At 57.3% G+C, this 25154-nt stretch carries 28 protein-coding genes and 1 tRNA gene; 8 read left to right on the top strand and 21 right to left on the bottom strand.

Features of this window, described 5'->3' with window-relative positions:
- Positions 1 to 28 precede the first annotated feature (28 nt).
- The gene (locus PHA01_RS13300; protein ID WP_271896239.1) at positions 29 to 745 is read left to right on the top strand and encodes a GntR family transcriptional regulator; all 717 of its coding nucleotides are present in this window, start codon (positions 29 to 31) and stop codon (positions 743 to 745) included.
- A 56-nt stretch (positions 746 to 801) separates the two neighbouring features.
- Here PHA01_RS13300 and PHA01_RS13295 read toward each other — a convergent pair whose 3' ends face one another.
- Both PHA01_RS13295 and PHA01_RS13290 read right to left on the bottom strand, forming a co-directional pair.
- Positions 802 to 1788 carry a methyltransferase gene (locus PHA01_RS13295; protein WP_271896237.1) on the bottom strand — a complete coding sequence of 329 codons (987 nt, stop codon included), beginning with the start codon at positions 1786 to 1788 and terminating at the stop codon, positions 802 to 804.
- Between the two features lie 157 nt (positions 1789 to 1945).
- Positions 1946 to 3457, bottom strand: coding sequence for a mechanosensitive ion channel family protein (locus tag PHA01_RS13290; protein ID WP_271896235.1), 1512 nt, complete (start codon positions 3455 to 3457; stop codon positions 1946 to 1948).
- A 200-nt stretch (positions 3458 to 3657) separates the two neighbouring features.
- Between PHA01_RS13290 and PHA01_RS13285 the strand changes: the two genes are divergently transcribed.
- Positions 3658 to 3740 (top strand) — tRNA-Leu (locus tag PHA01_RS13285).
- Positions 3741 to 3948: 208 nt separating this feature from the next.
- Here the strand turns inward: PHA01_RS13285 and PHA01_RS13280 are convergent.
- A complete protein-coding gene (locus PHA01_RS13280; protein WP_271896233.1) occupies positions 3949 to 4524 on the bottom strand; it encodes a GDYXXLXY domain-containing protein in 576 nt (191 codons plus the stop codon).
- Entirely contained in the window at positions 4521 to 5648 is a 1128-nt protein-coding gene (locus PHA01_RS13275; protein WP_271896231.1) for a DUF2157 domain-containing protein, read from the bottom strand. The genes PHA01_RS13280 and PHA01_RS13275 overlap by 4 nt, the downstream gene beginning before the upstream one ends.
- Positions 5649 to 5901: 253 nt before the next feature.
- Between PHA01_RS13275 and PHA01_RS13270 the strand changes: the two genes are divergently transcribed.
- On the top strand, positions 5902 to 6048 hold the full coding sequence (locus PHA01_RS13270) for a DUF1127 domain-containing protein (protein WP_100001090.1): 147 nt from the start codon (positions 5902 to 5904) through the stop codon (positions 6046 to 6048).
- Positions 6049 to 6199: 151 nt separating this feature from the next.
- On the opposite strand, the gene PHA01_RS13265 is transcribed toward PHA01_RS13270, so the two are convergent.
- Positions 6200 to 6763 (bottom strand): hypothetical protein, encoded by a 564-nt coding sequence (locus PHA01_RS13265; protein ID WP_334312020.1) that lies wholly within the window; start codon positions 6761 to 6763, stop codon positions 6200 to 6202.
- A gap of 82 nt (positions 6764 to 6845) precedes the next feature.
- Between PHA01_RS13265 and PHA01_RS13260 the strand changes: the two genes are divergently transcribed.
- The 4 genes from PHA01_RS13260 (at position 6846) to trmFO (ending at position 10311) form a co-directional block, all read left to right on the top strand.
- Complete coding sequence (locus tag PHA01_RS13260) at positions 6846 to 7328, top strand: DUF1801 domain-containing protein (protein ID WP_271896227.1); 483 nt, start codon at positions 6846 to 6848, stop codon at positions 7326 to 7328.
- Between the two features lie 47 nt (positions 7329 to 7375).
- Positions 7376 to 7789 (top strand): DUF1801 domain-containing protein, encoded by a 414-nt coding sequence (locus tag PHA01_RS13255; RefSeq protein WP_271896225.1) that lies wholly within the window; start codon positions 7376 to 7378, stop codon positions 7787 to 7789.
- 77 nt (positions 7790 to 7866) lie between these two features.
- Positions 7867 to 8814: an aldo/keto reductase gene (locus PHA01_RS13250; protein WP_271896223.1), complete on the top strand. Its 948-nt coding sequence runs from the start codon at positions 7867 to 7869 to the stop codon at positions 8812 to 8814.
- Between the two features lie 87 nt (positions 8815 to 8901).
- Positions 8902 to 10311 carry a methylenetetrahydrofolate--tRNA-(uracil(54)-C(5))-methyltransferase (FADH(2)-oxidizing) TrmFO gene (gene trmFO, locus PHA01_RS13245; protein ID WP_271896221.1) on the top strand — a complete coding sequence of 470 codons (1410 nt, stop codon included), beginning with the start codon at positions 8902 to 8904 and terminating at the stop codon, positions 10309 to 10311.
- Between the two features lie 3 nt (positions 10312 to 10314).
- Here the strand turns inward: trmFO and PHA01_RS13240 are convergent, their stop codons facing one another.
- The 4 genes from PHA01_RS13240 to yajC form a co-directional block, all read right to left on the bottom strand.
- Positions 10315 to 11151: a phytoene/squalene synthase family protein gene (locus PHA01_RS13240; RefSeq protein ID WP_271896219.1), complete on the bottom strand. Its 837-nt coding sequence runs from the start codon at positions 11149 to 11151 to the stop codon at positions 10315 to 10317.
- 27 nt (positions 11152 to 11178) lie between these two features.
- Complete coding sequence (locus PHA01_RS13235; RefSeq protein WP_271896216.1) at positions 11179 to 11568, bottom strand: Mth938-like domain-containing protein; 390 nt, start codon at positions 11566 to 11568, stop codon at positions 11179 to 11181.
- Positions 11569 to 11573: 5 nt separating this feature from the next.
- Positions 11574 to 13841 (bottom strand): protein translocase subunit SecD, encoded by a 2268-nt coding sequence (gene secD / locus PHA01_RS13230; RefSeq protein ID WP_271896214.1) that lies wholly within the window; start codon positions 13839 to 13841, stop codon positions 11574 to 11576.
- A gap of 62 nt (positions 13842 to 13903) precedes the next feature.
- Complete coding sequence (gene yajC, locus PHA01_RS13225) at positions 13904 to 14245, bottom strand: preprotein translocase subunit YajC (protein WP_106716339.1); 342 nt, start codon at positions 14243 to 14245, stop codon at positions 13904 to 13906.
- 432 nt (positions 14246 to 14677) lie between these two features.
- Here yajC and PHA01_RS13220 point away from each other — a divergent pair, with 432 nt between their 5' ends.
- A complete protein-coding gene (locus PHA01_RS13220) occupies positions 14678 to 15541 on the top strand; it encodes an ATP-binding protein (protein WP_271896657.1) in 864 nt (287 codons plus the stop codon).
- A 54-nt stretch (positions 15542 to 15595) separates the two neighbouring features.
- Here PHA01_RS13220 and PHA01_RS13215 read toward each other — a convergent pair whose 3' ends face one another.
- The 12 genes from PHA01_RS13215 to PHA01_RS13160 all read right to left on the bottom strand — a co-directional run bounded on the left by PHA01_RS13215 (position 15596) and on the right by PHA01_RS13160 (position 25043).
- Positions 15596 to 16909: a peptidoglycan DD-metalloendopeptidase family protein gene (locus PHA01_RS13215; RefSeq protein ID WP_271896210.1), complete on the bottom strand. Its 1314-nt coding sequence runs from the start codon at positions 16907 to 16909 to the stop codon at positions 15596 to 15598.
- 116 nt (positions 16910 to 17025) lie between these two features.
- Positions 17026 to 17679 carry a protein-L-isoaspartate(D-aspartate) O-methyltransferase gene (locus tag PHA01_RS13210; RefSeq protein ID WP_271896208.1) on the bottom strand — a complete coding sequence of 218 codons (654 nt, stop codon included), beginning with the start codon at positions 17677 to 17679 and terminating at the stop codon, positions 17026 to 17028.
- Complete coding sequence (surE, locus tag PHA01_RS13205; protein WP_271896206.1) at positions 17676 to 18434, bottom strand: 5'/3'-nucleotidase SurE; 759 nt, start codon at positions 18432 to 18434, stop codon at positions 17676 to 17678. Before surE ends, PHA01_RS13210 begins: the two co-directional genes overlap by 4 nt.
- Before the next feature lie 15 nt (positions 18435 to 18449).
- Entirely contained in the window at positions 18450 to 19733 is a 1284-nt protein-coding gene (gene serS / locus PHA01_RS13200; RefSeq protein WP_271896204.1) for a serine--tRNA ligase, read from the bottom strand.
- Positions 19734 to 19799: 66 nt separating this feature from the next.
- A complete protein-coding gene (tatC, locus tag PHA01_RS13195; protein WP_417020968.1) occupies positions 19800 to 20579 on the bottom strand; it encodes a twin-arginine translocase subunit TatC in 780 nt (259 codons plus the stop codon).
- Between the two features lie 41 nt (positions 20580 to 20620).
- A complete protein-coding gene (gene tatB / locus PHA01_RS13190; RefSeq protein ID WP_271896200.1) occupies positions 20621 to 21262 on the bottom strand; it encodes a Sec-independent protein translocase protein TatB in 642 nt (213 codons plus the stop codon).
- Between the two features lie 62 nt (positions 21263 to 21324).
- Positions 21325 to 21552 carry a twin-arginine translocase TatA/TatE family subunit gene (locus PHA01_RS13185; protein ID WP_271896198.1) on the bottom strand — a complete coding sequence of 76 codons (228 nt, stop codon included), beginning with the start codon at positions 21550 to 21552 and terminating at the stop codon, positions 21325 to 21327.
- Positions 21553 to 21723: 171 nt separating this feature from the next.
- The gene (gene scpB / locus PHA01_RS13180; RefSeq protein ID WP_271896196.1) at positions 21724 to 22446 is read right to left on the bottom strand and encodes an SMC-Scp complex subunit ScpB; all 723 of its coding nucleotides are present in this window, start codon (positions 22444 to 22446) and stop codon (positions 21724 to 21726) included.
- Positions 22439 to 23245, bottom strand: a complete 807-nt coding sequence (locus tag PHA01_RS13175; protein ID WP_271896655.1) for a segregation and condensation protein A — start codon at positions 23243 to 23245, stop codon at positions 22439 to 22441. Before PHA01_RS13175 ends, scpB begins: the two co-directional genes overlap by 8 nt.
- A gap of 55 nt (positions 23246 to 23300) precedes the next feature.
- A complete protein-coding gene (gene nagZ / locus PHA01_RS13170) occupies positions 23301 to 24320 on the bottom strand; it encodes a beta-N-acetylhexosaminidase (protein ID WP_271896194.1) in 1020 nt (339 codons plus the stop codon).
- Between the two features lie 71 nt (positions 24321 to 24391).
- Complete coding sequence (locus tag PHA01_RS13165) at positions 24392 to 24811, bottom strand: DUF2442 domain-containing protein (protein WP_271896192.1); 420 nt, start codon at positions 24809 to 24811, stop codon at positions 24392 to 24394.
- Positions 24795 to 25043: a DUF4160 domain-containing protein gene (locus tag PHA01_RS13160; RefSeq protein ID WP_271896190.1), complete on the bottom strand. Its 249-nt coding sequence runs from the start codon at positions 25041 to 25043 to the stop codon at positions 24795 to 24797. Before PHA01_RS13160 ends, PHA01_RS13165 begins: the two co-directional genes overlap by 17 nt.
- Between the last annotated feature and the right edge of the window lie 111 nt (positions 25044 to 25154).

Genomic DNA, 25154 nt, shown 5'->3' with positions numbered 1-25154 from the left:
ATGGTGGTTAAAAACAAATGTCAACGAGATGACGGTAGCGAAAAGCATGAACCTTGAGACATTGAAGATCGAGCCGATGAAGATCGAGACGGGGGAAACGACCGCCGCGCAGGTCGAACGGGATTTGCGCGAGGCAATCATCCGTCTCGATCTCGCGCCCGGTTCACGCCTGTCCGAGCAGGAGATCGCGTCTCGTCTCGGCGTTTCCCGCCAGCCGGTCCGCGAGGCGCTGATCGCCCTTGGAAAATCCAAGCTCGTCGAAATCCGCCCCAATCGCGGAACCGTCGTGGTCCGCATCTCGGCGCGCCAGATGATGGAGGCCCGCTTCGTGCGCGAGGCGATCGAGGTTGCTGTTGTCCGGCGCGCCAGCGAAAGCTTCGATACGTGGACGCGGCGAAAGATCGACAGCATCCTCGAGCGCCAGCGAGTGGCAATGACCGACCAGGATCACAATGCCTTTCGCCGGGAGGACGAACAGTTTCATATCGCGATTGCAGAAGGCGCCGGCTGCGGTCTCGCTTGGAACGCGATTTCAGACATCAAGGCGCATATGGATCGGGTTTGCAATCTGCAGCTTCGCAACCCGGCCTCTATGAACAACCTTATCGAGCAGCACGAGAAGATCGTCACCGCCATCGACGCCCGAAACGCCGATGCTGCAGCCGATGCCATGAGAGCGCATCTGAACGGCATTCTGAATGATCTACCACAGATCGAATCTGACAATCGTGAGCTGTTCGAATAGCGCCGTACAGTGCTGCTTACGAATACCCAAATCTTACACACGGCTGCCAGCCACGATCAGCCCGTGAGGCGCGCGCGAAACAACGTACAGCCGTCCGTCAGGCGCGACCTGGAGATATCCCGGAATCCAGCCTCGGTCATCCACGCGCGATACTGACCTTCGGTGTACGATTCGCCGTGGCGATAGAGGTTCAAGAATGTGAGATTCAAAAAGACACCCTCAGGCGGGCCGAGGCGGTCATCATCGACGACGCCCCACCCCGCAATTGCGATCTCGCCCCCTGGTGTGAGGCAACGCGCGGCGTTCAGGATCGAACTACGCGCTTGGTCCGGCGGCAAGACCTGGACTACAGCCTTCAGGATCGCCAGATCGTGCCGACCGATCGATGGTGCGACAGTTATGTCTCCCTCTTCGACAACCACGTCGTCGGCACCGTATTCTGACAGGATAGCTGGCGCGACGGCCGCGACCGTTGGGAGTTCCATCAGCGTCGCCGCAATCTGCGGCCGCCCCTCGCGAAGTCCGACGAGAATGGTCCCGGCGCCCCCGCCGATGTCAATCACCGAACCGATCCCCGAGAGGTCCATCACTTGGGCAAGATGTCGGCCGAAAATCACCCCGCCCGGTGCGAGCATGCGGCTGAAGGCCACCGCGGCCTCAGGCCCCGCTTCGGAAAAGTCGTGCAGCGCAGCCGGCCGGTTCTGTCGCAGCGACTCTGCGGTCAGCAGGTCGGCTCCCCAGAGCTCGCGCAGGAGCGCATGATCGCCGCCACGATAGGTCGGCTTGGACGCGTCGAGGAAGGCCAAGGCTTCGGCTCCGTTGCGAAATTGACCGTCCTTGACTTCGAGGAGGCCGATGCTGGCGAGCGCGTAGAGGAGCCGCGATAGACGGTCGGGCTCGATTTTGAGTGCGGCCCCAAGCGTGTCAGCAGTCATAGCGCTGCGACCGAGCCAAGTGAAGATGCCAAGGTCCAGCCCGGCGCGAAGTGCCAATGCGCGGGGCACCGCTGCGATCAGGTTGTCAATCCGATCAGAATCCACCACGTCACATCCCCTTCCGCGATCTGGTTACTCGAGCGCCCACGTCAGTTTGGTTGCACTTCATCCTGATGCCGGTTTCGTTCAAAACCGATCACCGTCGATAAACGTTAGTTTGAAAATGCCGATAAAAGGCAATTTTTTGCGAATTTGGATTGTAGCACTACTCGGTTCTCTCGACATGCGAGATCTCAAATAAATGCCTGATCTTTTTAACCAGTCCGGGCATGGCATGGATGCCGGCAATCTCAGTACTGTTCTCGAACAAATGCTTTTCTGCCTCTGCTCGTCTGCACAAAATGAGGCTGAGTTCATCGACGAGACTTGGCCTGTCATGGAGCAGCGGCGCCAAGGTCGATTTCTCGATTTCATAAACAACTGTAGAGGCGAGCGCACGCACCGTGCCCGGCTCCCCCGCGCCAGCCAGAAGGCTGGCCTCGCCGAAATAATCGCCCGGCGCCAGTTTGGCGAGTTGAAGCTGCCTGTGGCCTTCTTCGCGTGTGACGGCCAGAACTCCGCTTCGAACGATCACCAGCGACTTCATCTCACTGCCCTGCTCAGCAATCACATCCGATTTACGGAAGGTTCGACGCGACATGGATTTGGCAAGAACTTCCTTTTCGTCGTCGGTGAGCGTTTTGAAAAGCGGAAGGGCGTCGAGGAGTCGCATTTGGCTGGAGCGGCTGCTCGTGGCAGGTTCCGTCTTTGCGCCAGATGCTGGTTGAACGATGGACGTTGCCAAGGGCATGCCAGCCGCCAGGCTGTGGCGATAGATCAGATCGAATATTTCGTTCTGGGCAGTCCCCGCCAGAGCGATATCCGCAACCCGGAACGACAGCTCCAGCTCGACGGCTGAGCCGTCCAGCGATTTTATCTGGATGCTCGGTTCCGGCACATTCAATATCGTCGTTGAACTCAAAAGGACAGCGCGCATAATATCCACGATGGCCCCCGGCGCCGTCGTTGCCGCGAAGCGCACGGTAAGGCTGACCCCGTGGCTGCGATCGGGGTTGCTTACGTTGATAAGCCTTGCCTTGGCCAAGTCGCTATTGGGGACAACGACGAGGTCGTTTTTAGCGTTCAGCAGGTGCGTTGCCCGCCAATTGGTTTCAACTACCCTGCCCTCGGTGCCGTCGCCGAGAACGATCAGATCTCCAATGACATAGGGCCTGCCGAGATTGAGGGCGATGCCGGAAAAGACGTCGCTCAGGGTGCTTTGCAGTGCCAGGCCAAGAATAATGGCAAGCACACCGGATGTCGCGATCAGTGTGCCCACCGGCAGGCTGAAGACGTTGGCAACGACTGAGAGGACCGCTCCAAGATAGATAATGCCGACGACCAGGTCCTGGATAAGCCTCCCCTCCCGCGGACGCCTTTCAAAGATCAGGAACACGCGCGCAAAACCGACAAGGGCCCAGGCGGCGTTGATCCACCAGATCACCTTTGCAATCCCGATGAAAACTTTCTGGACAGCCGAGGCTGTAGCTGGTCCCGCCTCGTAGGGAACAATGCCGTGATAAAGCAGCAGGGTGGTCAGGACGATAAAGAACGTTACCTGAAAAGTAAGGTGCAATCGCGGATTGTTGCGCAGCGCCACCCGCGAGACGAAAGCCCCGACTGCCGCTAGGGTCCCTGCCTGAATGATCGGATCGGTGATCAGCTCAAAAAATGTCATCTGCCTTTGACGCTAGAACGCTTTGCTGCGGCTCACAAGTTGGTTCTTGCAGAGATGAAACGATCACTTCACCCACCCCCGTTCCATGCTGGCCCGACCGCGTGCACATTCGATAAATTCTGCCGGAAGTCAGGCTTTTTCCTTTGACCCTTGGAAAGAGGGTGATATAGGGACCGGCGCTTGAGGCTCATGCTTCATCTGCGGATATGGCGAAATTGGTAGACGCACCAGATTTAGGTTCTGGCGGGAGACCGTGGGGGTTCGAGTCCCTCTATCCGCACCATAGTTTTCGAGTTCGCTCCGCCTAGATTTCCGAGAAGATTCAAGCACGGCCTAGAGACCATCGCCGTTAGTCAGTTCCTCGAAGCAAAGTCCTTAGCTGCCGCGAGTGAGCAGTGCTCATGCTCCGCACCATGTCAGCGCATAATTTCGAGCAGATATTGGCACTGCCCTCTGAACGAAACTTCACATTTAACGTTCGGTTCTCGAACCTAATAAATGGGCTCTTCGTAGAGTATGTTGCCATTGTCTTTCAACGCGCGGATCTGCGCATCGCCCGCGCTTGAGACGGCAACCACCGCCTCGATCTTTCGTTCCTGTTGTTGAGCTTCGATCGCCCGTCCCTGGCCTTCCGGCACATAGTAGCGCTCGATGCCATAGGTGACGCGGAGAGGGCTATAGGCCGCCGCATTGGCAAAGCTGGACGTGCGGCCACGCAGCTGCACTTCGCCAGATGGCACGTCCTTGCGCTCCTGCCATGAGGCGCCAGCGAACGTCCACACGCCGCCGTCGCCCTCTTTCACAGTTACATAGACATCGGCAGGTCCATCGGTTGCGGGAATCGTTCCGCTGATCTTGCCCGCCTCGATATTGGAGATGGCATAGCGAAGCGTGACATAGTCGCCGCGCAAAAAATCGTGCGGATCGACGGGTTCGCTTTGCAATGTGATGTCGGTGCCATCGCGCAGAATCGAAACGTGCTGCTGGACCATGGCGTAGAGCACACCGGACTGCATAAGCGCCACTGCGGCACCTAGCCAGAGGAGGCGATTGATCTTTATTGTCATGCCGTTGTCTGCCTTTTCGGATTCCTTTTCTGAAGACGCCGCTCCATGCGGATGACAAAGGCGGCGAGAAGCAGAACCAGCACACCGGCGCTCAGGAAGAAGCTCGCGGTCCCGATCATCGTGCCGATAGTCTCGAAAGCCAGATAGAGAACTTCCAGCGAGAAGACCGTATAGGCAATCCACCGCACCGCAAGATTACGGTGGCCCGAAAGCACAAGACCCGCGATCGAGCAGCCGAGGATCGCAAATCCTATCAGGACCTGACCGGGAATCGCTTCGTCGGCAAATTCATTGCTGGCGATATCGAATTGGAAGAACAACAGCGCCACGAGCACCATGAAGAAGCCATACGCGCCCAGGGGCTCTGTCCAGCCGGTCATCCGGTCCAGGAGACCGGGGCGCACGGCGTCCATCATGAAGCATATGGCACCGATCAGCCCCGCCACCCACAAGACCATGACCTCGTTGAGGTCGATTCGGACGACAAGCACGTAGGTGATGAGCAACAGGGCGATGAGATGCTGTGCGGCCCTGCCCTTCGTGTACCAGATCAGCCCTGCACTGATGAAAAGCAGGACGGGCACCAGCCAGACATAGTTGAAAGGCTCGCCCGTGGACCGATCGAGCGAAGAGAACAGATAAAGGCCTGTAATGGCGACGCCCGCCGAGACAAGCACGGGCGAGCGCAGGAACAATGCCGCAACCATCGTGCCGGCGACCCAGAGGAGCACGGCATCCGATACATCGCCCGACAGGTGGTACATTTGGCCAATCAGCGCAATTCCGGCACCAAACGTGATCGCGGCGATCAGGTAAAGCGCCTGACCGAAGCGCCGGTCGCCGAGACTTTCCCGCCACGCGCCGCCAACATAACCGAGCCAGAGCACCGATATGATCAGGCCAACGCGAAACAGCCGGGGCATCGCCTCCCAATTCGCCGCGACGAGCGAGATGATCGCCGCACCGAGAAGAACCGCACCGAGCACCGCGAGGATACCTCCAAGGCCAAAGCCGGAGCGATGATCGTCTAGGTCTTTGCGAAGCCGTTCGGCGACGATCTCATCGATCACCCCGTCCCGCTGCCAGCGCGCGATATGTTTCCTCAATCCAATGGTGAGTGCCACGGATGCTCCCTTGAGTCTACTCAGGTGAAGGTAACGCGACTGACTACGAAAACGCAATTGCACGGCGGTGCACAAATTCAACTCAAAACCGCCTCTGGTGCGCCGCAACAATTAACGCGAATTAATGTTGCAATGCAGCAATTGCATAGCTGACCTGCAAACTTGGCTCTGCAACTTCGGGACGTCATCCACTATCTTCCACTCAACGATCAAGAGTGATCAATCAAACAAAAAACCGAAGTGGTGAAATGAAATGAACCTTATCCGCTCTTACAGCAACTGGCGCCGTTATCGTGACACGGTTTCCGAGCTGAACCGTCTGTCGACCCGCGAACTCAGCGATCTGGGCATTGCCCGTTCGGACATCCCGTTCGTCGCCAAGAAGTCTGCAGTACGCTAATCGAATACAAGAATATCGCCGGGCTTTATCCTCCTCCCAAAGTTCCCGCGATCGAAGACCGGCACTCCTCCTCCCGGCCGGTCTTTACAAAACGACACCCACCGCACCTCCTCCCGCGGTGGGTGTTGTTGTTTCTGAAACTCTCTACTGTCTATCTCTGCCCGCCATATCCTCGGCGGTGCCATTCCGACAAAAGCATCACGTCAGGCGGTCCGCCTCCCGGTTCATACCAGGAGTCGACGGCCCACGACGTTCCAGAATCATCTTTGAGAACGGCGGTAAAATGTGGGTAGCGGCCGTCGACGAAACTCCCGCGCGAATCTCTCCTTGCAACGCGATGATGGTGCAATAGTCCGGCGCCTTGCAGGTAGCGGAGAAAATGGTCCGTATTGGTCGACTCATCGACACAATCCATCTGGCCTCTCTCGCGACCCTTGCCAAAATCCATCTTTGGCCGATCGACGACCCCGATAACAGCGACGCTGCGCTGCTCAAATATTTGCACCGCACGGCGAACAGCAGCGCGTTCGGCCGCAGGCGAAACGCGTCCTCCCGCCATGATGGAAGCAATCCGCGAGCGATCTGCCGGTGTCAATGTCACCGGCGTTTGAAAGGTACAGCCATAACCGTTGCAGACGCGGAAACTTTGCGCCTCGGCATGCCCGTACAACGCAGCGAACAGAAACAGGGTTAAACACGGGGTCATGGTACGCATGGGACGACTGTAACGGGACTTATTCTTGAAACCTACAGGATTCGCTGTTTATGGTTGCCGTACTAAAAGCGGAGGAAGCAACATGAAAACGAGAGAGAGCGAAAACTCTTCCTTGCTTGCCAAGAGCAAGAACCCCACGCCAACGACGCAGCCGGTCCTCCTCTCAGGCGGTAATCCTCAGATCGCAAAAGGCTACGGCGACGCCCCGGTGCAGGCCTACATCGCTGCCATGCCGGGCTGGAAAAGCGATGTCGGACGCCGTCTCGACGCGCTCATCGTGCGCAGCGTGCACAGCGTGCCCAGCGTGCACAGCGTGCACAAGGCAGTCAAATGGAACTCGCCCTTCTACGGGTTGGAGGAAAAGACCTGGTTCCTTTGTCTGCATTGCTACACGAAGTACGTCCAGGTGACTTTCTTTCGTGGTACGTCGCTCACTCCCGTCCCGCCCGGCGAATCCAAGCACAAAGAAGTGCGGTATCTCAACATTTATGAGGGCCAGCTCGACGAAGAGCAGTTCGTCGACTGGGTGAAGCAGGCCAGCCAACTACCCGGCGAAAAAATGTGAGCAAAACGACCTGATTGCATGACAACCACACGAGGGAGGCGATACCGATGAAGAAGAGCGACCTGAAGGACGGAGAAGGAGGGCACTCCCCCTCCCAGCTGATAGATGCGAGAATCAAGGAGCTGAGCGATTGGCGGGGCAAGACACTCTCCCATGTCCGCGCGCTCATCAAACAGACCGACCCTGACGTGGTCGAGGAATGGAAGTGGCGAGGCGTTCCGGTCTGGTCTCACGATGGAATAATCTGCACCGGTGAGACCTATAAGAGCGTGGTGAAGCTAACTTTCGCCAAGGGCGCTTCGCTCGAAGATGCTTCGAGGCTGTTCAACTCCAGCCTTGAAGGCAACACCAGGCGCGCTATCGACTTGCACGAGGCGGAAGAAATCGATGAGGACGCATTCAAGGCGCTCATCCGCGCCGCAATAGCGTTGAACGAGTCAAAGACCCGTAAGGCCTCGTGATTTCCACAACGCTGGAAACATGCTCCAAACGGGCCTACAGTTTGCATAACCAGCTTTAATCTCCCGGAGTAAAAAATATGGAAAAACGTCGTCTTGGCCGCAAAGGCCTGTCCATTGCGCCATTGGTTTTGGGAGGTAACGTTTTCGGCTGGACTGCCGACAAAAAGACCTCCTTCGATCTGCTTGACCGCTTTGTCGATGCCGGTTTCAATGCGATCGACACGGCGGATGGCTATTCTCGCTGGGTGCCCGGACATGAAGGCGGCGAATCCGAAACGATCATCGGGGAATGGGTCAAAGCACGTAATGCGCGCGACAAGGTCGTTATCATTACCAAAGTCGGCTCCGACATGGGTCAAGGCAAGAAAGATCTGTCTGCCGCTTACATCGCCAAGGCAGTCGAGGCATCGCTGAAGCGTCTGCAGATCGATGCAATCGATCTTTACCTGTCGCACTGGCCTGATCCCGATACACCTTACGAGGAAACACTCGGCGCCTACCAGAAGTTGCTGAGAGAGGGAAAGATCAAATCGATCGGCGCCTCCAATCTCGATGCGGACCAGCTTCGGGCAGCGATCGATGTCTCGGAAACCAAAGACCTGCCGCGTTACAATGTGCTGCAGCCCGGCTACAACCTCTACGATCGTAGCGAGTTCGAAGGCAAGTTGCGCGATCTCTGCATCTCCGAAAACATTGGCGTCATCACGTATTTCGGGCTCGCCAGAGGCTTTCTTTCGGGCAAATATCGCAGCGAAACCGACTTGGGTAAAAGCCAGCGCGGCGACGGCATCAAGCAGTATCTCAACCCGCGTGGTACTCGCATTCTCACAGCACTGGACAAGGTATCGGCCAAGCACAACGCCAAGCCAGCCGAAGTCGCGATTGCGTGGATCATCCAGCGCAAGGGTGTCACGGCACCGATTGCCAGCGCCACCTCCCTCGAACAGCTGGAAAGCCTCATCCGTGCCGCAGCACTGAAGCTCGACAGCAACGACGTGGCGGAACTCGACCAAGCCAGCGCCTGATCCATCCCGATTATCAAAGCCGCCGCTCAGTTAAGTTGCGGCGGCTTTTGCATTGAAGCGCGGCACCAAAACGTCTATTGGAAGCGCATGTCACACAAACCAGTTCATATCGTTGGCGGCGGTCTCGCCGGTTCCGAAGCATCATGGCAGCTTGCCGAGGCGGGTATTCCCGTGATCCTGCACGAGATGCGCCCAGTTCGCGGCACGGATGCACACAAGACACAGGATCTGGCAGAACTCGTCTGTTCCAATTCGTTCCGCTCCGATGACGCCGAAACCAATGCGGTCGGTGTCCTGCATGCGGAGATGCGCCTCGCCAATTCGCTGATAATGGCTTGTGCCGATGCGAACCAGGTGCCGGCCGGCAGTGCGCTGGCTGTCGATCGCGATGGCTTTGCTGAGGCCGTCACCGCGCGCATTGAAGCGCATCCCCTGATCACCATCCAGCGTGAGGAAATCACCGGTCTACCGCCGGCTGACTGGGACAAGATTATCATCGCTACCGGCCCGCTGACAGCGCCATCGCTTGCCGAAGCCATCGGCAACGAAACCGGCGCCGACGCCCTCGCCTTTTTCGACGCTATTGCGCCAATCGTGCATTTCGATTCCATCGATATGGATACCTGTTGGTTCCAGTCTCGCTATGACAAGGTTGGACCGGGCGGCAATGGCAAGGACTACATCAACTGCCCGATGACCAAGGAGCAGTACGAGGCGTTCATTCAAGCGCTTGTCACAGGCGACAAGACCGAGTTCAAGGAATGGGAAGGCACGCCTTATTTCGACGGCTGCCTGCCGATTGAGGTCATGGCCGAGCGCGGACCGGAAACCTTGCGCCATGGCCCGATGAAACCGATGGGCCTGACCAATGCGCACAATCCCACTGTCAAAGCCTATGCAGTCGTTCAGCTACGCCAGGACAATGCCCTCGGGACGCTCTACAACATGGTCGGATTCCAGACCAAGTTGAAATATGGCGCCCAGACCGACATCTTCAGAATGATCCCGGGGCTGGAGAACGCCGAGTTCGCACGGCTTGGCGGGCTGCACCGCAACACATATCTGAATTCGCCACTTCTGCTCGATCCGACCCTGCAGCTTAAAACGCGGCCGGGCTTGCGTTTTGCCGGCCAGATCACCGGGTGCGAGGGCTATGTCGAATCCGCCGCCATCGGTCTGCTGGCGGGCCGGTTTACCGCGGCTGAAAGGCTTGGCCAAGCCTACACGCCTCCGCCTTTGACGACAGCTTTCGGCGCGCTCCTCGGCCATATCACTGGCGGGCATCTCGTGACCGATGAAGAACAGGGCAAGCGCTCATTCCAGCCGATGAATGTCAATTACGGGCTGTTTCCGCCAATGGAGGCGCCGAAGATTGAAGGCAAGCGTCTGCGCGGCAAGGAGAAGTCGAATGCCAAGAAACGCGCCATGAGCGCGCGTGCGCTGGCTGACTGCCGTACATGGCTCGGCCTACCGGCAATTGCAGAAGCCGCGGAATAGGTCCTAACGAGTAGACGCCCTGAACATCGCCCATTGGCGGCGGAGCGGCGAGATGTCGGCAATTTCCGTGGCAGCATTCATGCCGCTGGCTTTCAGCTTCCTCAGATAGGTCGGGGTAATCGAGGCTGGCAGATAGGCCGGGCGAAGTGTCGCCGGCAACGTCTTCGCAGCGTTTTCGAATTTTGCGAAATGATCCCCGGCAAGCGCGATCATCGCGTCGATCGCACGTGTGACCGCTGATTGATCGGAGCCATCCAGCAACACCGTCCCACTGCAGCCAACGGCCACCAGAATATCGGCGGGAATGTAAATCTGACCGCGGCGGCGATGCAGTGGCAAGAGGCGCAGCAGACCTGTGATCGCCTGCGCGACGCCGGCATGGCCAGCCACGTTGGCGTGTTGAGGCGCCTTGGCGGCATCCAGGATCAGGGAGGCGAGTTGGATCAGCGCCGAAGCCGTCTCGCCGCAATATCCTTCCAGATCGTTGCGGCTTGGCATCGGGTCATTGTAGAGGTCGAATATCCGCGCCTCACAATAATTGTCGAAGGCAGTACGCGGCAGATCATATGTTTTGATCGTACCCAAAAGCGCCGCGGCGACGGGATTCCCCGACGCTTCACCAGGCTCCGTTCCATTGATGAGATCGCGCCACCATTGCAGCCGGATTTCACCCGGCAACGGGTCATGAATCAGATCACGAATGCGGGCAATTTCAGTGTTGAAGGCAAAGAGCGCTGCCAATCCCCCACGCTTGTCTTCCGGTGCATAGAGCACGGAAAGGTAGCGATCCGGATCGGCAGCTCGCAACAATTGCAGGCAGTGAGTTTCATTGGCGTTCATAATGCTGAGATATAGAGATGCGCTGGGTTATTCCACTGCAATCAACGCAGCGGCCACTGCGCGATCCTCCGCCAACAGCACATTGTAAGTCCGCACTGCTGCACCCGTGCTCATCGGATCGGACGATATACGGTGCTTGCGCAATTCGTCGCGCAGTTCCTGCGGCAGCCGCCGCAAGTCGGTCCCCATCCCCACCAGCAAAATTTCGATATCGTCAGCTTGTTCAAGCACAAGCGAGAAATCGGCGATCGTCAGGAGTGGCAGGGTTTTCGGCTGCCAGCCATGAATGCCGGATGGGAGACAGAGTATGGAGCCGCGATGCGACATATCCGCGAAGCGAAAGCCGCCATTGCCATAGGCATCGATGGGTGCACGCCCAGGAAAGTGCGCATCCCGAATTTCAATGCCTTTGACCAATTAAATTACGCTCCATTCTGGCCGGACACCGCCGACGGTCCGTTTTCCGCGACATCCCTGCCCCTGAGGCCAAACAGCATCAGCAAGGGGCCGGCAACGAAGATCGACGAGTAGGTTGCGACGATGATGCCGACTCCGAGGACCAGCGAGAATGATTTCACGTCATCTCCACCATAGAGATAGAGAACGATCAACGCCAGAAACGTTGCAAGCGATGTCAGAATCGTGCGCGACAGGGTCTGGTTGATCGATGCATCGAGAAGCGCCGACAGCGACATGCTGTTGCCGTATCGTCGCAAATTTTCGCGCACGCGGTCGTAGATGACGACCGTATCGTTGAGTGAGTAGCCGACTATCGCGAGCAAAGCGGCGATACTCCAGAGGTTGAACTCCATCTGGAAGACGATGAACATACCAAGCAGTAGCAGTACGTCGTGGATTGTTGCGAGAATGGCGCCAAGTGCGAAATGCCATTCAAAGCGCAACCACACATAGACAAAGATCACCGCCAAGGAGAGTCCGACAGCGAGCATTCCGGCGTGTGACAGTTCACTCGATACGGATGGCCCGATGACGTCAATGCGGCGGAAATCGAAGTCGTCCTGCAATTCACCCCGGATTTTGACACCGACGGTCTGCTCGGCATCCTCGCCCTCACCCTGGCTGCCCACAGTAATCAGGGCGCGATCATCCGATTTGAATGGTTCGATCTTGATGTCGCCAATGTTCAAATCTTCCAGTCGGCTATAGACATCGTCGAGATCGATCGCACCCTCGTGCGATTGAATCTCGACCATCGTGCCGCCCTTGAAATCGATACCGAAATTCATGCCGACAATGGCGAAAAGCACGATCGCCGCAATGCTCGACAGCGCCGAAAAGCCGAGCGTCAGAAAACGCAGCTTCATGAACGGGATTTTCGTATCATTTGGAACGAGCTTCAGGAGTGCGCCGGGAACTTCCTTCGGACGCGCCCATTGAACCCACACGGATACCAGCCAGCGTGTCAGCGTGAAGGTCGTGAATAGTGTCGTGACGATACCGATCGTCACCGTCAGCGCGAAACCGTGCACCGGCCCCGAGCCGAGAATGAAAAGCACGAGTGCCGCGATCAGTGTGGTGACATTGGCGTCGACGATTGTTGCAAGCGCCCGCGAAAATCCCGAATCGATAGCCTGAATAACGGAAAAGCCAGCGCGCCTGTCCTCGCGAATGCGTTCATAGATGAGCACGTTGGAATCGACGGCCATGCCGATGGTAAGCACGATACCGGCAACACCCGCGAGCGTCAGCGGCGCACCGAAGAGCGTCAGCACTGCCAGTATCAGGATCACATTGACGACAAGGGCAATGTTGGCGATGACCCCGAGAAGGCCATAGGTCAAAAGCATGAAAACGATGACGAGAACTGCGCCAATAAGAGCAGCAATCTTGCCAGAGGCTACCGCAGCCGCTCCGAGATCAGTGCCGATCGTTCTCTCTTCGAGCACGGTGACACTCGCCGGCAGCGCGCCTGCCCGCATCACAAGCGCCAGGTTACTTGCGCCCGAAAGGTCGAAATTGCCGGAAATCTGACCTGTATTCCCGGGTATTTCCTCACTGATGACCGGAGCTGAAAGCACCTGATTGTCGAGAACGATAGCGAAGGATTTGCCGACATTCGCCTTGGTCGCCTTCGAGAACCGGTCAGCGCCAATGCTGTCCAGTCTGAAGGTGATCACAGGCTCTTGGGTGGACGTATCTATCCCGGCCTGCGCATCGACGAAATTCTTGTTTGAGACAAGCGGTTCTTTCTTGACCAGATAGGCAACGGGCGGATCGTCGAACGAATACACCACCTCATCTCCTTCCGGCGGCGTGCCGTCGATCGCCTGCTGAACCGGTACGGAATCGTCGACCATCTGGAAATGCAGTTCGCCGGTGAGGCTCAGGATGTCCTTGAGCAGTTGCGAGTCGTAGAGCCCGGGGACTTCGACGAGTACACGGCCATTCCGCTGGCCTTCGACGTTTGGATTGGTGTAGCCGAGCTCACTGAGACGGCGGTTCAGGATTGCGATCGTTGCGTCGGTGTCGGGCAGATGGTCCTTGTCGACCTGCAGGCGTAGCCGCGAACCACCTTCAAGGTCGAGACCCAGCGCCAGCTGCTTCTTCGGCAGCCAGTCCGGCAAGGTCACCAATTGATCCTGTGTGAAGAGATTTGGCAGCGCCAGAACAACGCCTGCTAGAACAACAGCCCAGATGAGTACAGTCTTCCAGCGGCTAAAATAGAGCATGCAGTCGCAACCTTGGAACTAGAATCAGAAGGGCGGCTCATTGGCCGCCCCCTCACTATGCCTTATTTCTTGTTGTCGGCAACCGGCTCGCCTTTGACCCGGACGTCGGCCACCATTCCCCGCAGGACGCGGGCCTTGACGCCGTCGCCGATTTCGACATCCAGCTCGCCGGTATCTTCATAGACCTTGGTAACCTTGGCGATGAAACCGCCACCGGTAATGATCGTGTCACCGCGGCGGATATTCTTCAGCTGCTCCTCGCGCTTCTTGGCAGCGGTACGCTGTGGGCGAATGATCAAGAAGTACATGATCACGAAGATCAGAATGAACGGCAGGATGCTCATCAGCATTTCCGGCGCGCCGCCGACACCCGTTGCCTGTGCATATGCGGGAGTTACGAACATTGAGACAACCTCCAGAGAAAACCAGATTTGAAAGAACTTGAGCCAGCGCAATACAATGTTTGGGGCGTCAAAAGCAACCGTACAAAACTGTGTGTCCTGCTTTTCGAATTATCTTCAACATGATAGAGCAAATTTTGTCTATTCAGAACCGTTCTGCCGGAGAGAATTTGGTTCAAAGTCGAGGGATTTGGCGAGGTCGATGCCTTTCCATCGGACGAAGCCGAAGCCCTATGGATTTGGAGCAAATTCACCCGGCCCTTCGGGTTTCCGGCTGGCGGACACCCACTTTGTCAGGCGGCGTCGTCCGATGGATAAACATCGGCCTCGCCACCTTCCGCATGGATTGTCTCGCCATCCGCGAAACAGAACGGCTCTCAATAGACAAAACTTGCTCTAGTCGCATATATGCATGAAAATGAAGGCTCGATGAGTATGTCCGATGAATTGTTGACAGATAAACTTGACCGGCTGATTGCGGTGCTGGAGCGCATGGCACCGCCAAAAGCTCAACCGGTCGATCTCGATGTGGCGGATTGCTTCGTGTGGAATCCCGACAAGCTCACCTTTGACCCGGTCAGCAAGGTCAACCGCGTGGACATTTCATTGATCCGCGGTGTCGACAATGTCCGTGATATCCTATTTGACAATACGAAACGCTTTGCCGACGGTTTGCAGGCAAACAATGTGCTGCTGTGGGGCGCGCGCGGCATGGGCAAATCATCGCTGGTCAAGGCGGTGCATGCCTCTGTCAACGCTGCTGCACCGACCGGCGGCCACCCGCTCAAACTCGTGGAAATCCACCGCGAAGATATCGACAGCCTTCCTGCCCTGATGGCGGCCATCAAGGACACGGATTACCGGTTCATCCTGTTTTGCGACGACCTCTCCTTCGATCACGACGACACATCCTACAAATCATTGAAGGCAGCATTGGAAGGCGGCGTCGAAGGCCGGCCGGACAATGTCATCTTCTACGCCACATCGAACCGGCGTCATCTTCTGCCGCGGGACATGATCGAGAACGAACGTTCGACCGCGATTAATCCATCGGAAGCGGTTGAAGAAAAAGTTTCGCTTTCGGATCGCTTCGGACTTTGGTTGGGCTTCCATAAATGCAGCCAGGACGACTATCTCTCGATGATCGATGGCTACGCGGCATATTTCGATCTGCCGATGAAGCAACCGGAATTGCATGCGCAGGCGCTGGAGTGGTCCACGACACGCGGGGCACGGTCCGGCCGTGTCGCCTGGCAATTCATCCAGGATCTTGCCGGACGTCTCGGCAAGAAACTTTAGACGGCAAAAAAGCCCGCACCTTTCGGCGCGGGCTTCAATCAATCTGCTGATCGATCAGGATTCGAGATATTTCGTCGGGTCAACCGGCGTCGAGTTCTTGCGAACCTCGAAGTGAAGCATCGGCGTCGTTGCGTTGCCGGTCATGCCCGACACGCCAAGCTGATCGCCCCGCTTGACCTTCTGGCCGCGCTGGACATCGAGCTTGCTGGCATTGCCATATACGGTCACAAGGCCGTTGTCATGGCGCACCAGCACCGTGTTGCCGAATTCCTTCAGGCCATCGCCGGAGTAGATGACCACGCCGTTTTCAGCCGCCTTGATCGGCGTACCCTCAGGCACAGAGATGTTGATCCCGTCGCTGCCCTTGCCATAGTTGGCGACAACCCGGCCGCGAACCGGCCAGCGCATACCCGAAACGCCGGTAGCCGACGGTGCTGCGGCAACATCCTTGTCCTTATCCGCGTTCTCGATCACCTTCTCGCTGGCCTGTGGCGGCGTATAAGGCTTGGCCGAAGTATCGGCTTGCGGAGCTGCAGCAGCCTGCGTCGCGGCACTTGCGACCACCTTCGGCTGTTCTGCAGGCGGTGTCGAAGCTGTCTTGACCTGATCGACCGTTCCGCCCTTCGGCTTCATGGTGTTGGCGACATTCTGAGCAAGCGCGGAATTGGACGGTGGAATGATGAGAGCCTGACCAACACGGACGGTGCCATCCTTCATGTTGTTCGCCTGCTTGATCGCCTCGACATTGCTACCGGTCTTGCGCGAGATCGCATGCAACGTGTCACCGCTCTGGACTGTATATGAGCCCTGGCCGGTTGGCTTTGCAACAGTGGTCGCGGTAGCTACCTGCTTGGTCGCCTGCGGCGTCTGTATGACGGCGACGTTGTTCGAATGCACCGGAGCGGGCTTTACAGGCATCTTTGCTTCACGGCCATCCGGAGTTTTCAGCGTACCCGAAGCCGACCCCAACGGTGCGGCCTGCATTGGCTGCGCTGAAGCGACCTGCTGCTGGCGCAGTGGAGCGGCGCTGGCGACAGGTGCAAGTGCCGGGCGCGTTGGCTGCGAGGAGACTGGCGGCAGCGCCGAAGTGCTTGCAGCCCCGACGGGCGGCAGGCTGCTGCGCTGGACACCGCCGCTGCGGCTGACAGAAGCGGTCTGCGTTGAATCGACGGGAGGTGTATAAGGTTGTAGCGTGTTGTTGGACGCTTGCATGACTGATCGTTGATTGTCGCTATAGCCGGAACTGAAATCGGCACTGGTGAAACGCTGCACGCCCGAGCTGCAGCCTGCCGCGATACCGGCTATCGAGAGAATGGCGGCATTCAGAGCCAGCCGCCGTGACGCTTTGTCTAGTGTACTCAAACGCATCGCATATCCCGCCCGTACTCAATACAAGAATATTGGACTCATTAGATCGCGTTAATGTTACTCGACCGTTAAAGAGCGAATAAAATTTGTAAAAAATTCACCAAACTCGTAAACGCTCAGAGCGCCGAGGCGACACCCTCCATCAGGGGCAATAGGCGCACGGGCATCAAATCGTGGCGCTCAAAACGGCTGCCGATTTTCGACAGCCGCGCCATTACCTGTCTGCCATCGAGCGGGCCGATCGGTGCAATCATGACGCCGTTTGACGACAGGAGATCGACGAACTGGCGCGGCATACTTTCGAAAGCACCCCAGACGATGATACGGTCAAATGGACCGTCATGTACAAGGCCGTGCCTGCCATCCGCATGCTTGACGAAAGTATTTTCGATTTTCAGAGCCTGAAGCCGCTGATGCGCCAGTTCAACCAGAGTGCGATAACGCTCGAGCGACAGAACACGGCCCGCTAGCCGCGCCATCACGGCCGCTGTAAAGCCAGAACCGGTGCCGATTTCCAGCACACGGTGCGTAGGCTCAAGATCAAGGGAATTGATCAGCTGCGCCTGCAGATCGAGCGCTTCGATGAACTCACCGCATTCGATCGGCAGCGTCCCGGCGCCGTAGGCAAGGTTGCCTAGATTGCCGTTGATAAAGGCCATGCGGGGCGTCGCCTCAAAGGCGCTGATCAGACGCTGATCCGACAGGCCCAAGGCGCGCATGCGCAGTACGAAAGCCGCAAATCCTTCACGTTCAGACATCGCAACCTTCATGCAATGGCACTCGCAAGGGTTGCGAGCGTGTCATGCGCCGTCAGGTCGAGCTGCAGCGGCGTGACCGAAATGAAGTTCTTGGCGAGTGCGGCCACATCGCTGTTTTCGGCCGGCACATCCTTGCCGCGGCCATAGCGCAGCCAGTAATAAGGTAAGCCGCGTCCATCATGGCGCTCTTCTATGGTGAGGCCATGCGAAAGCTTGCCCTGCGCCGTAACCCGCGTTCCGGCGATCTCCTCAGCGCTGCAACTCGGGAAGTTGATATTGATGAGAATGGTCTTTGGCAGTTCGACATCAAGCACCTTTTTCAGGATCGCGGGCGCCCTCTCCTCGACGACCTCCCATGGCAGCACGCGTGCGCCGCCATCCAGATTATACTCCTGCGACAAGGCAATGGACTTGATGCCGAGCAACGTGCCCTCGATGGCGCCTGCCACAGTGCCCGAATAGGTGACGTCATCGGCCATGTTCGAGCCGGAATTCACACCGGAAAGGATCAGATCAGGTGCGTCTGGCATCAGATGCTTGACGCCCATGATAACGCAATCGGTCGGCGTGCCGCGTACGGCAAAGTGCCGGTCATCGATTTTGCGCAGACGCAACGGGTTGGACAGCGTCAGCGAGTGCGCCAGACCACTCTGGTCCGTTTCCGGCGCAACCACCCAGATATTATCCGAGAGCTGGCGGGCAATGCGTTCAAGCACGCTCAGACCTTCCGCATGAATACCATCATCGTTGGTCAGAAGAATGCGCATTTGCCCCAGTCCCTCTTATGCTGCTTTTTCGATCCGCTTCAGTCCACCCATATAGGGTACAAGGGCTTCAGGAATTGTTACGCTGCCGTCCTCATTCTGATAATTTTCGACAACGGCAATCAGGGCGCGCCCCACAGCGGTGCCTGAACCGTTGAGCGTATGAACGAAACGCGTCGACTTCTCGCCTTCAGGCCGGTAGCGGGCATTCATGCGGCGCGCCTGGAAATCACCGCATACCGAGCAGCTGGAGATCTCGCGATACGCCTTCTGTCCCGGCAGCCAGACTTCCAGGTCATATGTCTTCTGCGCGCCAAAGCCCATGTCGCCGGTGCACAGCGTCATGGTGCGGAACGACAGGTCGAGCCGCTTCAAAACTTCCTCGGCACACGATGTCATCCGCTCATGTTCCTCGATGGCATGCTCGGCGTCGGTGATCGATACCAGTTCCACCTTCATGAACTGGTGCTGGCGCAGCATGCCGCGCGTATCCCGTCCGGCCGAACCCGCTTCCGAACGGAAGCACGCCGTCAGCGCCGTCATGCGGATTGGCAGATCGCGAATGTCGAGAATTTCCTCGCGCACCAGATTGGTCAGCGGCACCTCGGCGGTCGGGATCAAGTAGCGGCCATCAGTGGTACGGAACAGATCTTCGGCGAACTTCGGAAGCTGGCCTGTGCCATAGAGCACGTCGTCATTGACCAGCAGCGGCGGGCTTACCTCGGTATAGCCATGTTCGGTCGTGTGCAGATCGAGCATGAACTGCCCGAGCGCACGTTCGAGCCGTGCCAATTGGCTCTTCAATACGGTAAAGCGGCTACCAGCAATTTTTGCCGCACGCTCGAAATCCATGTAGCCGAGCTTTTCGCCGATCTCGAAATGCTCTTTCGGCTCGAAGGAAAAATTCTTGAGGTGTCCGACGCGGCGCGTTTCGACATTGCTGGCCTCGTCCTTGCCAACCGGCACGTCAGCAAGCGGGATGTTGGGAAGCACCGACAATGCAGCGCTCAGCGCTCCATCGAGCTGGCGCTCTTCTTCTTCCGCTGACGTCAGGAATAGCTTGATCTCCGCAACTTCGGCCTTCAGACGATCGGCGGTTGCCTGATCCTTGGCACCCATCGCCTTGCCGATCTCCTTCGAGGCGGCGTTGCGGCGTTCCTGCGCTTCTTGCAATTTGGCGATGTGCTGACGGCGCTTTTCGTCGAGCTCGATCAAACGGGACGATGCCGGCTCGTTGCCTCTTTTGGCCAGAGCTGCATCAAGCGCTTGCGGATTCTCTCGGATCCATTTGATATCGAGCATGGGAATAAAGCCGTATTGGTGTGAGCAAAGAAATTTAGGCGTAAAGGCCCGGCGAAACGATGACCGTCAGGACGAGACTTCGCTGGACTCTGATTTTGCTTCAGCCTCATCTGCCGCACGCTTCTTTTCGACCAGACGCGCCATCCAGATCGAAACCTCGTAGAGAAGGATCGTCGGGAGTGCAAGACCGATCTGGCTGATCGGATCGGGCGGCGTGATAACGGCGGCCACGATAAACGCAATGATGATGGCGTATTTGCGCTTCGACCTCAGCCCCTCGTAACCGACGAGACCGACGCGCGCCAGGAGGGTCGTCACAACCGGGAGCTGAAACACCAGACCGAATGCGAAAATCAGCGTCATGATAAGGCTGAGATATTCGGAAACCTTCGGCAACAGCGAAATCTGGACTTCACCCGCTCCGCCAGTCTGCTGCATGGCCAGGAAGAACCACATGACCATCGGCGTGAAGAAGAAATAGACAAGTGCCCCGCCCATGAGGAAAAGGATCGGCGATGCAATCAGGAATGGCAGAAACGCCATTCTCTCGTTGCGGTAGAGTCCGGGCGCCACGAACTTGTAGATTTGCGATGCGATGACCGGGAATGCGATGACGATACCGCCGAACATGGCGACCTTCACCTGCGTGAAAAAGAATTCCTGTGGGGCCGTATAGATGAGTTGCGCCTTGGCCGGATCGAACCCCGCCCACAAGATTGCCCACTGATACGGGATGACCAAAAGGTTGAACAACTGCTTGCCGAAATGAAAGCATACGAGGAACGCGATGAAGAACGCCAGAAGTGCCCAGATCAGGCGCCGGCGTAACTCGATCAGGTGCTCCATCAAGGGGGCCGAGCTTTTATCGATTTCGTCGTCAGCGCTGCTCAACTCTTTGTCCCCGTGTCGACAGCCTTGGCCTTCGGCTTCGCTGTTCTTTTGGCAGGTGTTTTGGTCGGTGCAGCCGTTGCAACTTCTGCAGCAGGGGCAGCGCCTTTCTTGGACGCAGCCTTCGAAGCGTCTGCGACTTTCTTGGCTGGCGCTGCCGGCTTGGCTTTGGTTTCAGCGGCAGCCGCAACCGGCTTCTGTCTTGACCTTGCAGGCTTCTTTGTCGCTGTTTCAGCGGCAGGCGCGGCCGAAGCGGCTAAGGGTTCCATCACCTGCGGTTGCAACTGTGTTGCCCCTGGCGCAGCTGGATCGGGCACGGCGACATTATCCTTTGCAGTCACTGTCGCATCCTTCAGCGTGGAACGGATCTCCTCACCGATCGTGCGCACAGGATCGAATACCTTGCGAATGTCGTTGCGAGGATCGAGGCTCTTGGCATCATTGATGATTTCACGTACGTCATCGAGCTCGGCCTCTTTCAAGGCCTCGTCAAACTGCTTGCGGAATTCGCCGGCCGTTGCCCGAAACTTTGCGGTCGCCTTGCCGAAGGCACGCAGCATCTTCGGCAAATCCTTCGGTCCGACCACCACGATCATGACGATCACGATCACCAGGATTTCCGACCAACCAACTTCAAACATTCATCATGCTCCAGCCACGACGCGGCAACACACCCGCGCGAAGGACAAGATTATCCTTGGATTCAAGACTTTGTAGTCTTTTCCTTGACTGAATTCACCGGCTGGCTGGTCTGATTATCAATCGTTTTCGAATTGTCGGCAGTGTCAGACGTATCGTCGCTCATGCCGCTCTTGAAATTCTTGATACCCTTGGCAACGTCACCCATGAGTTCCGGGATCTTGCCGCGACCGAAAAGAAGGAGCACGACCGCAAGCACGATAAGCCAGTGCCAGATTGAAAAACTACCCATTTGATCCTCACATTCGCCCAACAGTTTGAGCTGATCTATGTCTTTTCCCCGTGCTTTTCAAACACAAGTCTCTTCTGCTCTTTCACATTCATGTAAACGCAGCGCAAGTCCGAAGTGAACTCTGCGTCACGAATTTTGATGTTGGCAAGCGATTATAACAGAAAGCTTGTCTCAATCATGTTCGATGCGGGGCGTCAAAAGACCGAGTTCCTCGAGGTCGATGTCCGTCAGTGGATCTTCATCCTCGGTCAGTTCATCCGGATCATTGACCGGGATCGGGATGGCAAAATTCGTCGGCATGCGCGTCGAAAGCAGACCGGCCCCGCGCAACTCGTCAATCCCCGGCAGATCGCGCACTTCCTGCAGGCCGAAATGGTCGAGGAATGAAGCAGTGGTCCCGTAGGTAATGGGACGGCCGGGCGTGCGGCGGCGCCCGCGGAACTTGATCCAGCCCGTTTCCATCAGCACATCGAGTGTGCCCTTCGAAGTCTCGACACCGCGAATATCTTCAAGCTCCGCGCGTGTCACCGGCTGATGATAGGCGATGATCGCAAGGACCTCGAGAGCTGCACGCGACAGCTTCTTTTGCTGCACGGCCTCCCGGTTCATCAGGAAGGCGAGATCGGCAGCCGTGCGAAATGCCCATGCGCCACCCGTCTGCCGCAGATTGATGCCGCGCTTTGAATAGATCTCCTGCAATTCGCCAAGTAGCGCAGCTACGTCGACACCGGACGGCAGGCGCTCACGCAGGGCCTTTTCCGTTACGGGCTCCGCCGATGCGAACAATATGGCCTCGGCCATGCGCAGCGCATCGGAAAGCGAAACCGCTGAGTTCCAGTTGCCGGCCGGCAACTCGAGTTCATCATCTTCGATGTTATGAATGCTATCAGCCATTTGCCACATCCTTCAGCGGCTCGGTCTGCTTATCAAGCCTGTTGCGCAGATAGATCGGGTTGAACGCGCCAGTCTGGCGAATTTCCAGATGCCCTTCCCGGACCATTTCCAGGCTGGCAGCAAAAGAGCTGGCCATGGCGGTCGCCCGCTCCGCCGGTGAAAAGATGAATTCCATCAGGTAATGATCGAGCGCTGTCCAATCCTTCATCTCACCAACAAGCCGCATCAGGATTTCGCGCGCATCCTTCAGTGACCAGACCGTACGCCGCGCGATCTGCACATGCGAAGTGGCCCGCTTTTGCCGCTGTGAAGCGTAGGCGGTCAAAAGCTCGTAGAGCGTCGCCGCATAGGCGTTGGTTTGATCGACAATCACAGCCTCGGGCATGCCACGGGCAAAGACATCGCGGCCGAGCCGGTTACGGTTAATGAGCTTCGTTGCCGCGTCGCGCATTGCTTCCAGCCGCTTCAGCCGGAACTGCAGCGTCGCCGCCAACTCCTCACCGCTTTCGCCTTCGTCGCCAGGCGCCTTGGGGATCAGAAGCTTGGATTTAAGGTAGGTAAGCCACGCCGCCATGACCAGATAATCAGCGGCAAGCTCAAGTCGCAATGCCTGCGCCTGCCGGATGAAGATCAAATACTGCTCGACCAGCGCAAGCACGGAAATGCGAGCAAGATCGACGCGCTGATTGCGCGCCAGATGCAGCAATAGATCAAGCGGGCCTTCGAACCCCTTGATATCAATAACAAGCGATGGTTCGCTGGCTGCGCGATCGACCTGACTTTCCCACAGCGCTTCCATGGGTGCCGTGTCGTTGCCATTTATCTTTTGCTCGCTCGCCAAATTTCTCTCGCTTCTATGCCACCGCCTCGAACGTGCGCTGGAACTCCTCCCGGAGTTCTTCCTCGTTGGAGGTGTCCGGTTCTTTTCGATATTCGATTGCTCGCTGCGCCCGCTCGAACGCCTTGCCCTCAAGCTCCGGAGTGCAAGCCGCAACTGCCTTCATCTGATCCATGATGCCGTGGCAATGAAGCACGATATCAAGCCCCGCCGCAAAGATTGCTTTGGTCCGGTCGAAATAATCCCCAGAAAGTGCATTCATGGAGACATCGTCGCTCATCAGCAGCCCGTCGAAACCTATATAGTCCCGGATGATCTCCTCTACCACCTTGCCCGATGTCGTCGCCGGGTTCTTTGGATCAACGGCCGAAAAGATCACATGCGCGCTCATCGCCATCGGCAGGTCAGCCAAAGCCCGAAACGGCGCGAAATCATGTTCGGCAAGCTCCTCAAGCGCCGTCGCGACCGTCGGCAATTCGTGATGCGTGTCGGCAAAGGCGCGGCCGTGCCCAGGTATGTGCTTGATCACTGGCAGCATGCCGCCTGCGAGCAAGCCATCTGCGGCGGCTCGGCCCATGGCCGTCACGATCTCAGGATGCTTGCCATAGGCGCGGGTGCCAATAACGTCATTGGCGCCTTCGACCGGAACATCGAGCACCGGCAGGCAATCGACATTGATTCCGAGCTTGAGGAGATCAAACGCATGCAGGCGCGACAGGAGCCAGGCGGAACGCAATCCGAGTTCCTCGTTTTCCCGGAAAAGCGCGCCGAGTTGCGACCCTGAGGGATAATCCGGAACGAGCGGCGGTCGCAGGCGCTGCACGCGCCCGCCTTCCTGGTCAATCAGCACCAGTGCGTCGTCACGGTTCACCAGATCACGCAGATGCGCACACAGGTCTTCGATCTGTGCCGGCTCGCTGATATTGCGGGCAAAAAGAATAAAACCCCACGGCCGCTCATCGCGAAAGAACGCGATTTCGTCTGGGGTCAGTTTCAAACCGGTCATCCCGGCAATCCATGCTTTTGATTCGCTCATAACGGGAGTCTACTTCAAATCACTGCCTATCGCACAGGCTTCGCTGAACATTTGCAAAAGCTTTAGCAAGATCAGCCGCTAGCCGTTTTTCGCGGACGCCCACCCTTTGCACCATTCGCCCTAGCTGCAGCCGACTTTGCGGGTGAAACGGCCTGGCCCGCCACGCGAGCAAGTTCCCGGGTCACCCAGGCCCGTGTACCGAAAATGCCTGACACAAGAGCAGGTACATATAGATCAACGTCCAGCTTGGGCCACTGCAAGTTCAGGCCAGCCCCATCGACCCGGATATCAGCGAGGTCCTCATCACTCGCATTCTGCAAATCCTGCACGAAATGGAATGGAAATGCATAGCTGCATCCATTTATAAGATCTAACACCACGCGCCGGGTTGCACTGTCATATCGAGCCAGCGACGCCCGAGGTTCCCTCATTAGTGTTTCTTGTCCCCTGGCATTTGCCAGATCGAACTGCGCGTCAGTCAAGTCTGCCATGGATACGCTCCCATTCCCGTTTGAATATATCACGGAGCTCGCAAACCTCCGCCATCAACCGCTTCATGTCCGACCGCTTGATGCCTATGCTGTAAATCAATTCGGGGGCACCGCCCAAACCATTGAGATTGATCTTCGCTTGGCCCGTCCCGATAATATGGATATGTGCTGGTTCGTGGTCGACGGTGTAGATCACAAAACGAAATCCGTAAGCACGGTGGATAACAACCATAAAAAATATAATCCCATCTGTTGGGTTTTACAATCTGCGTAATGACAATTCCATCAGCCTAAAAAGCAAACAATATTCGATCAGGTTATCAGCCGATTGCACTCGCGCAAA

Source organism: Candidatus Phyllobacterium onerii (assembly GCF_028331445.1).
Classification (GTDB): domain Bacteria; phylum Pseudomonadota; class Alphaproteobacteria; order Rhizobiales; family Rhizobiaceae; genus Phyllobacterium; species Phyllobacterium onerii.
The sequence above is the reverse complement of the archived record's forward strand: the minus strand, read 5'-3'. Positions and strand labels throughout refer to the sequence as shown.

Coding starts and splice junctions, on each gene's coding strand:
- PHA01_RS13300 (WP_271896239.1), top strand. CDS start 29: ATGACGGTAGCGAAAAGCATGAACCTTGAGACATTGAAGATCGAGCCG.
- PHA01_RS13290 (WP_271896235.1), bottom strand. CDS start 3,457: ATGACATTTTTTGAGCTGATCACCGATCCGATCATTCAGGCAGGGACC.
- PHA01_RS13280 (WP_271896233.1), bottom strand. CDS start 4,524: ATGACAATAAAGATCAATCGCCTCCTCTGGCTAGGTGCCGCAGTGGCG.
- PHA01_RS13270 (WP_100001090.1), top strand. CDS start 5,902: ATGAACCTTATCCGCTCTTACAGCAACTGGCGCCGTTATCGTGACACG.
- PHA01_RS13265 (WP_334312020.1), bottom strand. CDS start 6,763: ATGCGTACCATGACCCCGTGTTTAACCCTGTTTCTGTTCGCTGCGTTG.
- PHA01_RS13260 (WP_271896227.1), top strand. CDS start 6,846: ATGAAAACGAGAGAGAGCGAAAACTCTTCCTTGCTTGCCAAGAGCAAG.
- PHA01_RS13255 (WP_271896225.1), top strand. CDS start 7,376: ATGAAGAAGAGCGACCTGAAGGACGGAGAAGGAGGGCACTCCCCCTCC.
- PHA01_RS13250 (WP_271896223.1), top strand. CDS start 7,867: ATGGAAAAACGTCGTCTTGGCCGCAAAGGCCTGTCCATTGCGCCATTG.
- trmFO (WP_271896221.1), top strand. CDS start 8,902: ATGTCACACAAACCAGTTCATATCGTTGGCGGCGGTCTCGCCGGTTCC.
- PHA01_RS13240 (WP_271896219.1), bottom strand. CDS start 11,151: ATGAACGCCAATGAAACTCACTGCCTGCAATTGTTGCGAGCTGCCGAT.
- secD (WP_271896214.1), bottom strand. CDS start 13,841: ATGCTCTATTTTAGCCGCTGGAAGACTGTACTCATCTGGGCTGTTGTT.
- yajC (WP_106716339.1), bottom strand. CDS start 14,245: ATGTTCGTAACTCCCGCATATGCACAGGCAACGGGTGTCGGCGGCGCG.
- PHA01_RS13220 (WP_271896657.1), top strand. CDS start 14,678: ATGTCCGATGAATTGTTGACAGATAAACTTGACCGGCTGATTGCGGTG.
- PHA01_RS13215 (WP_271896210.1), bottom strand. CDS start 16,909: ATGCGTTTGAGTACACTAGACAAAGCGTCACGGCGGCTGGCTCTGAAT.
- PHA01_RS13210 (WP_271896208.1), bottom strand. CDS start 17,679: ATGAAGGTTGCGATGTCTGAACGTGAAGGATTTGCGGCTTTCGTACTG.
- surE (WP_271896206.1), bottom strand. CDS start 18,434: ATGCGCATTCTTCTGACCAACGATGATGGTATTCATGCGGAAGGTCTG.
- serS (WP_271896204.1), bottom strand. CDS start 19,733: ATGCTCGATATCAAATGGATCCGAGAGAATCCGCAAGCGCTTGATGCA.
- tatC (WP_417020968.1), bottom strand. CDS start 20,579: ATGGAGCACCTGATCGAGTTACGCCGGCGCCTGATCTGGGCACTTCTG.
- tatB (WP_271896200.1), bottom strand. CDS start 21,262: ATGTTTGAAGTTGGTTGGTCGGAAATCCTGGTGATCGTGATCGTCATG.
- PHA01_RS13185 (WP_271896198.1), bottom strand. CDS start 21,552: ATGGGTAGTTTTTCAATCTGGCACTGGCTTATCGTGCTTGCGGTCGTG.
- scpB (WP_271896196.1), bottom strand. CDS start 22,446: ATGGCTGATAGCATTCATAACATCGAAGATGATGAACTCGAGTTGCCG.
- PHA01_RS13175 (WP_271896655.1), bottom strand. CDS start 23,245: ATGGAAGCGCTGTGGGAAAGTCAGGTCGATCGCGCAGCCAGCGAACCA.
- nagZ (WP_271896194.1), bottom strand. CDS start 24,320: ATGAGCGAATCAAAAGCATGGATTGCCGGGATGACCGGTTTGAAACTG.
- PHA01_RS13165 (WP_271896192.1), bottom strand. CDS start 24,811: ATGGCAGACTTGACTGACGCGCAGTTCGATCTGGCAAATGCCAGGGGA.
- PHA01_RS13160 (WP_271896190.1), bottom strand. CDS start 25,043: ATGGTTGTTATCCACCGTGCTTACGGATTTCGTTTTGTGATCTACACC.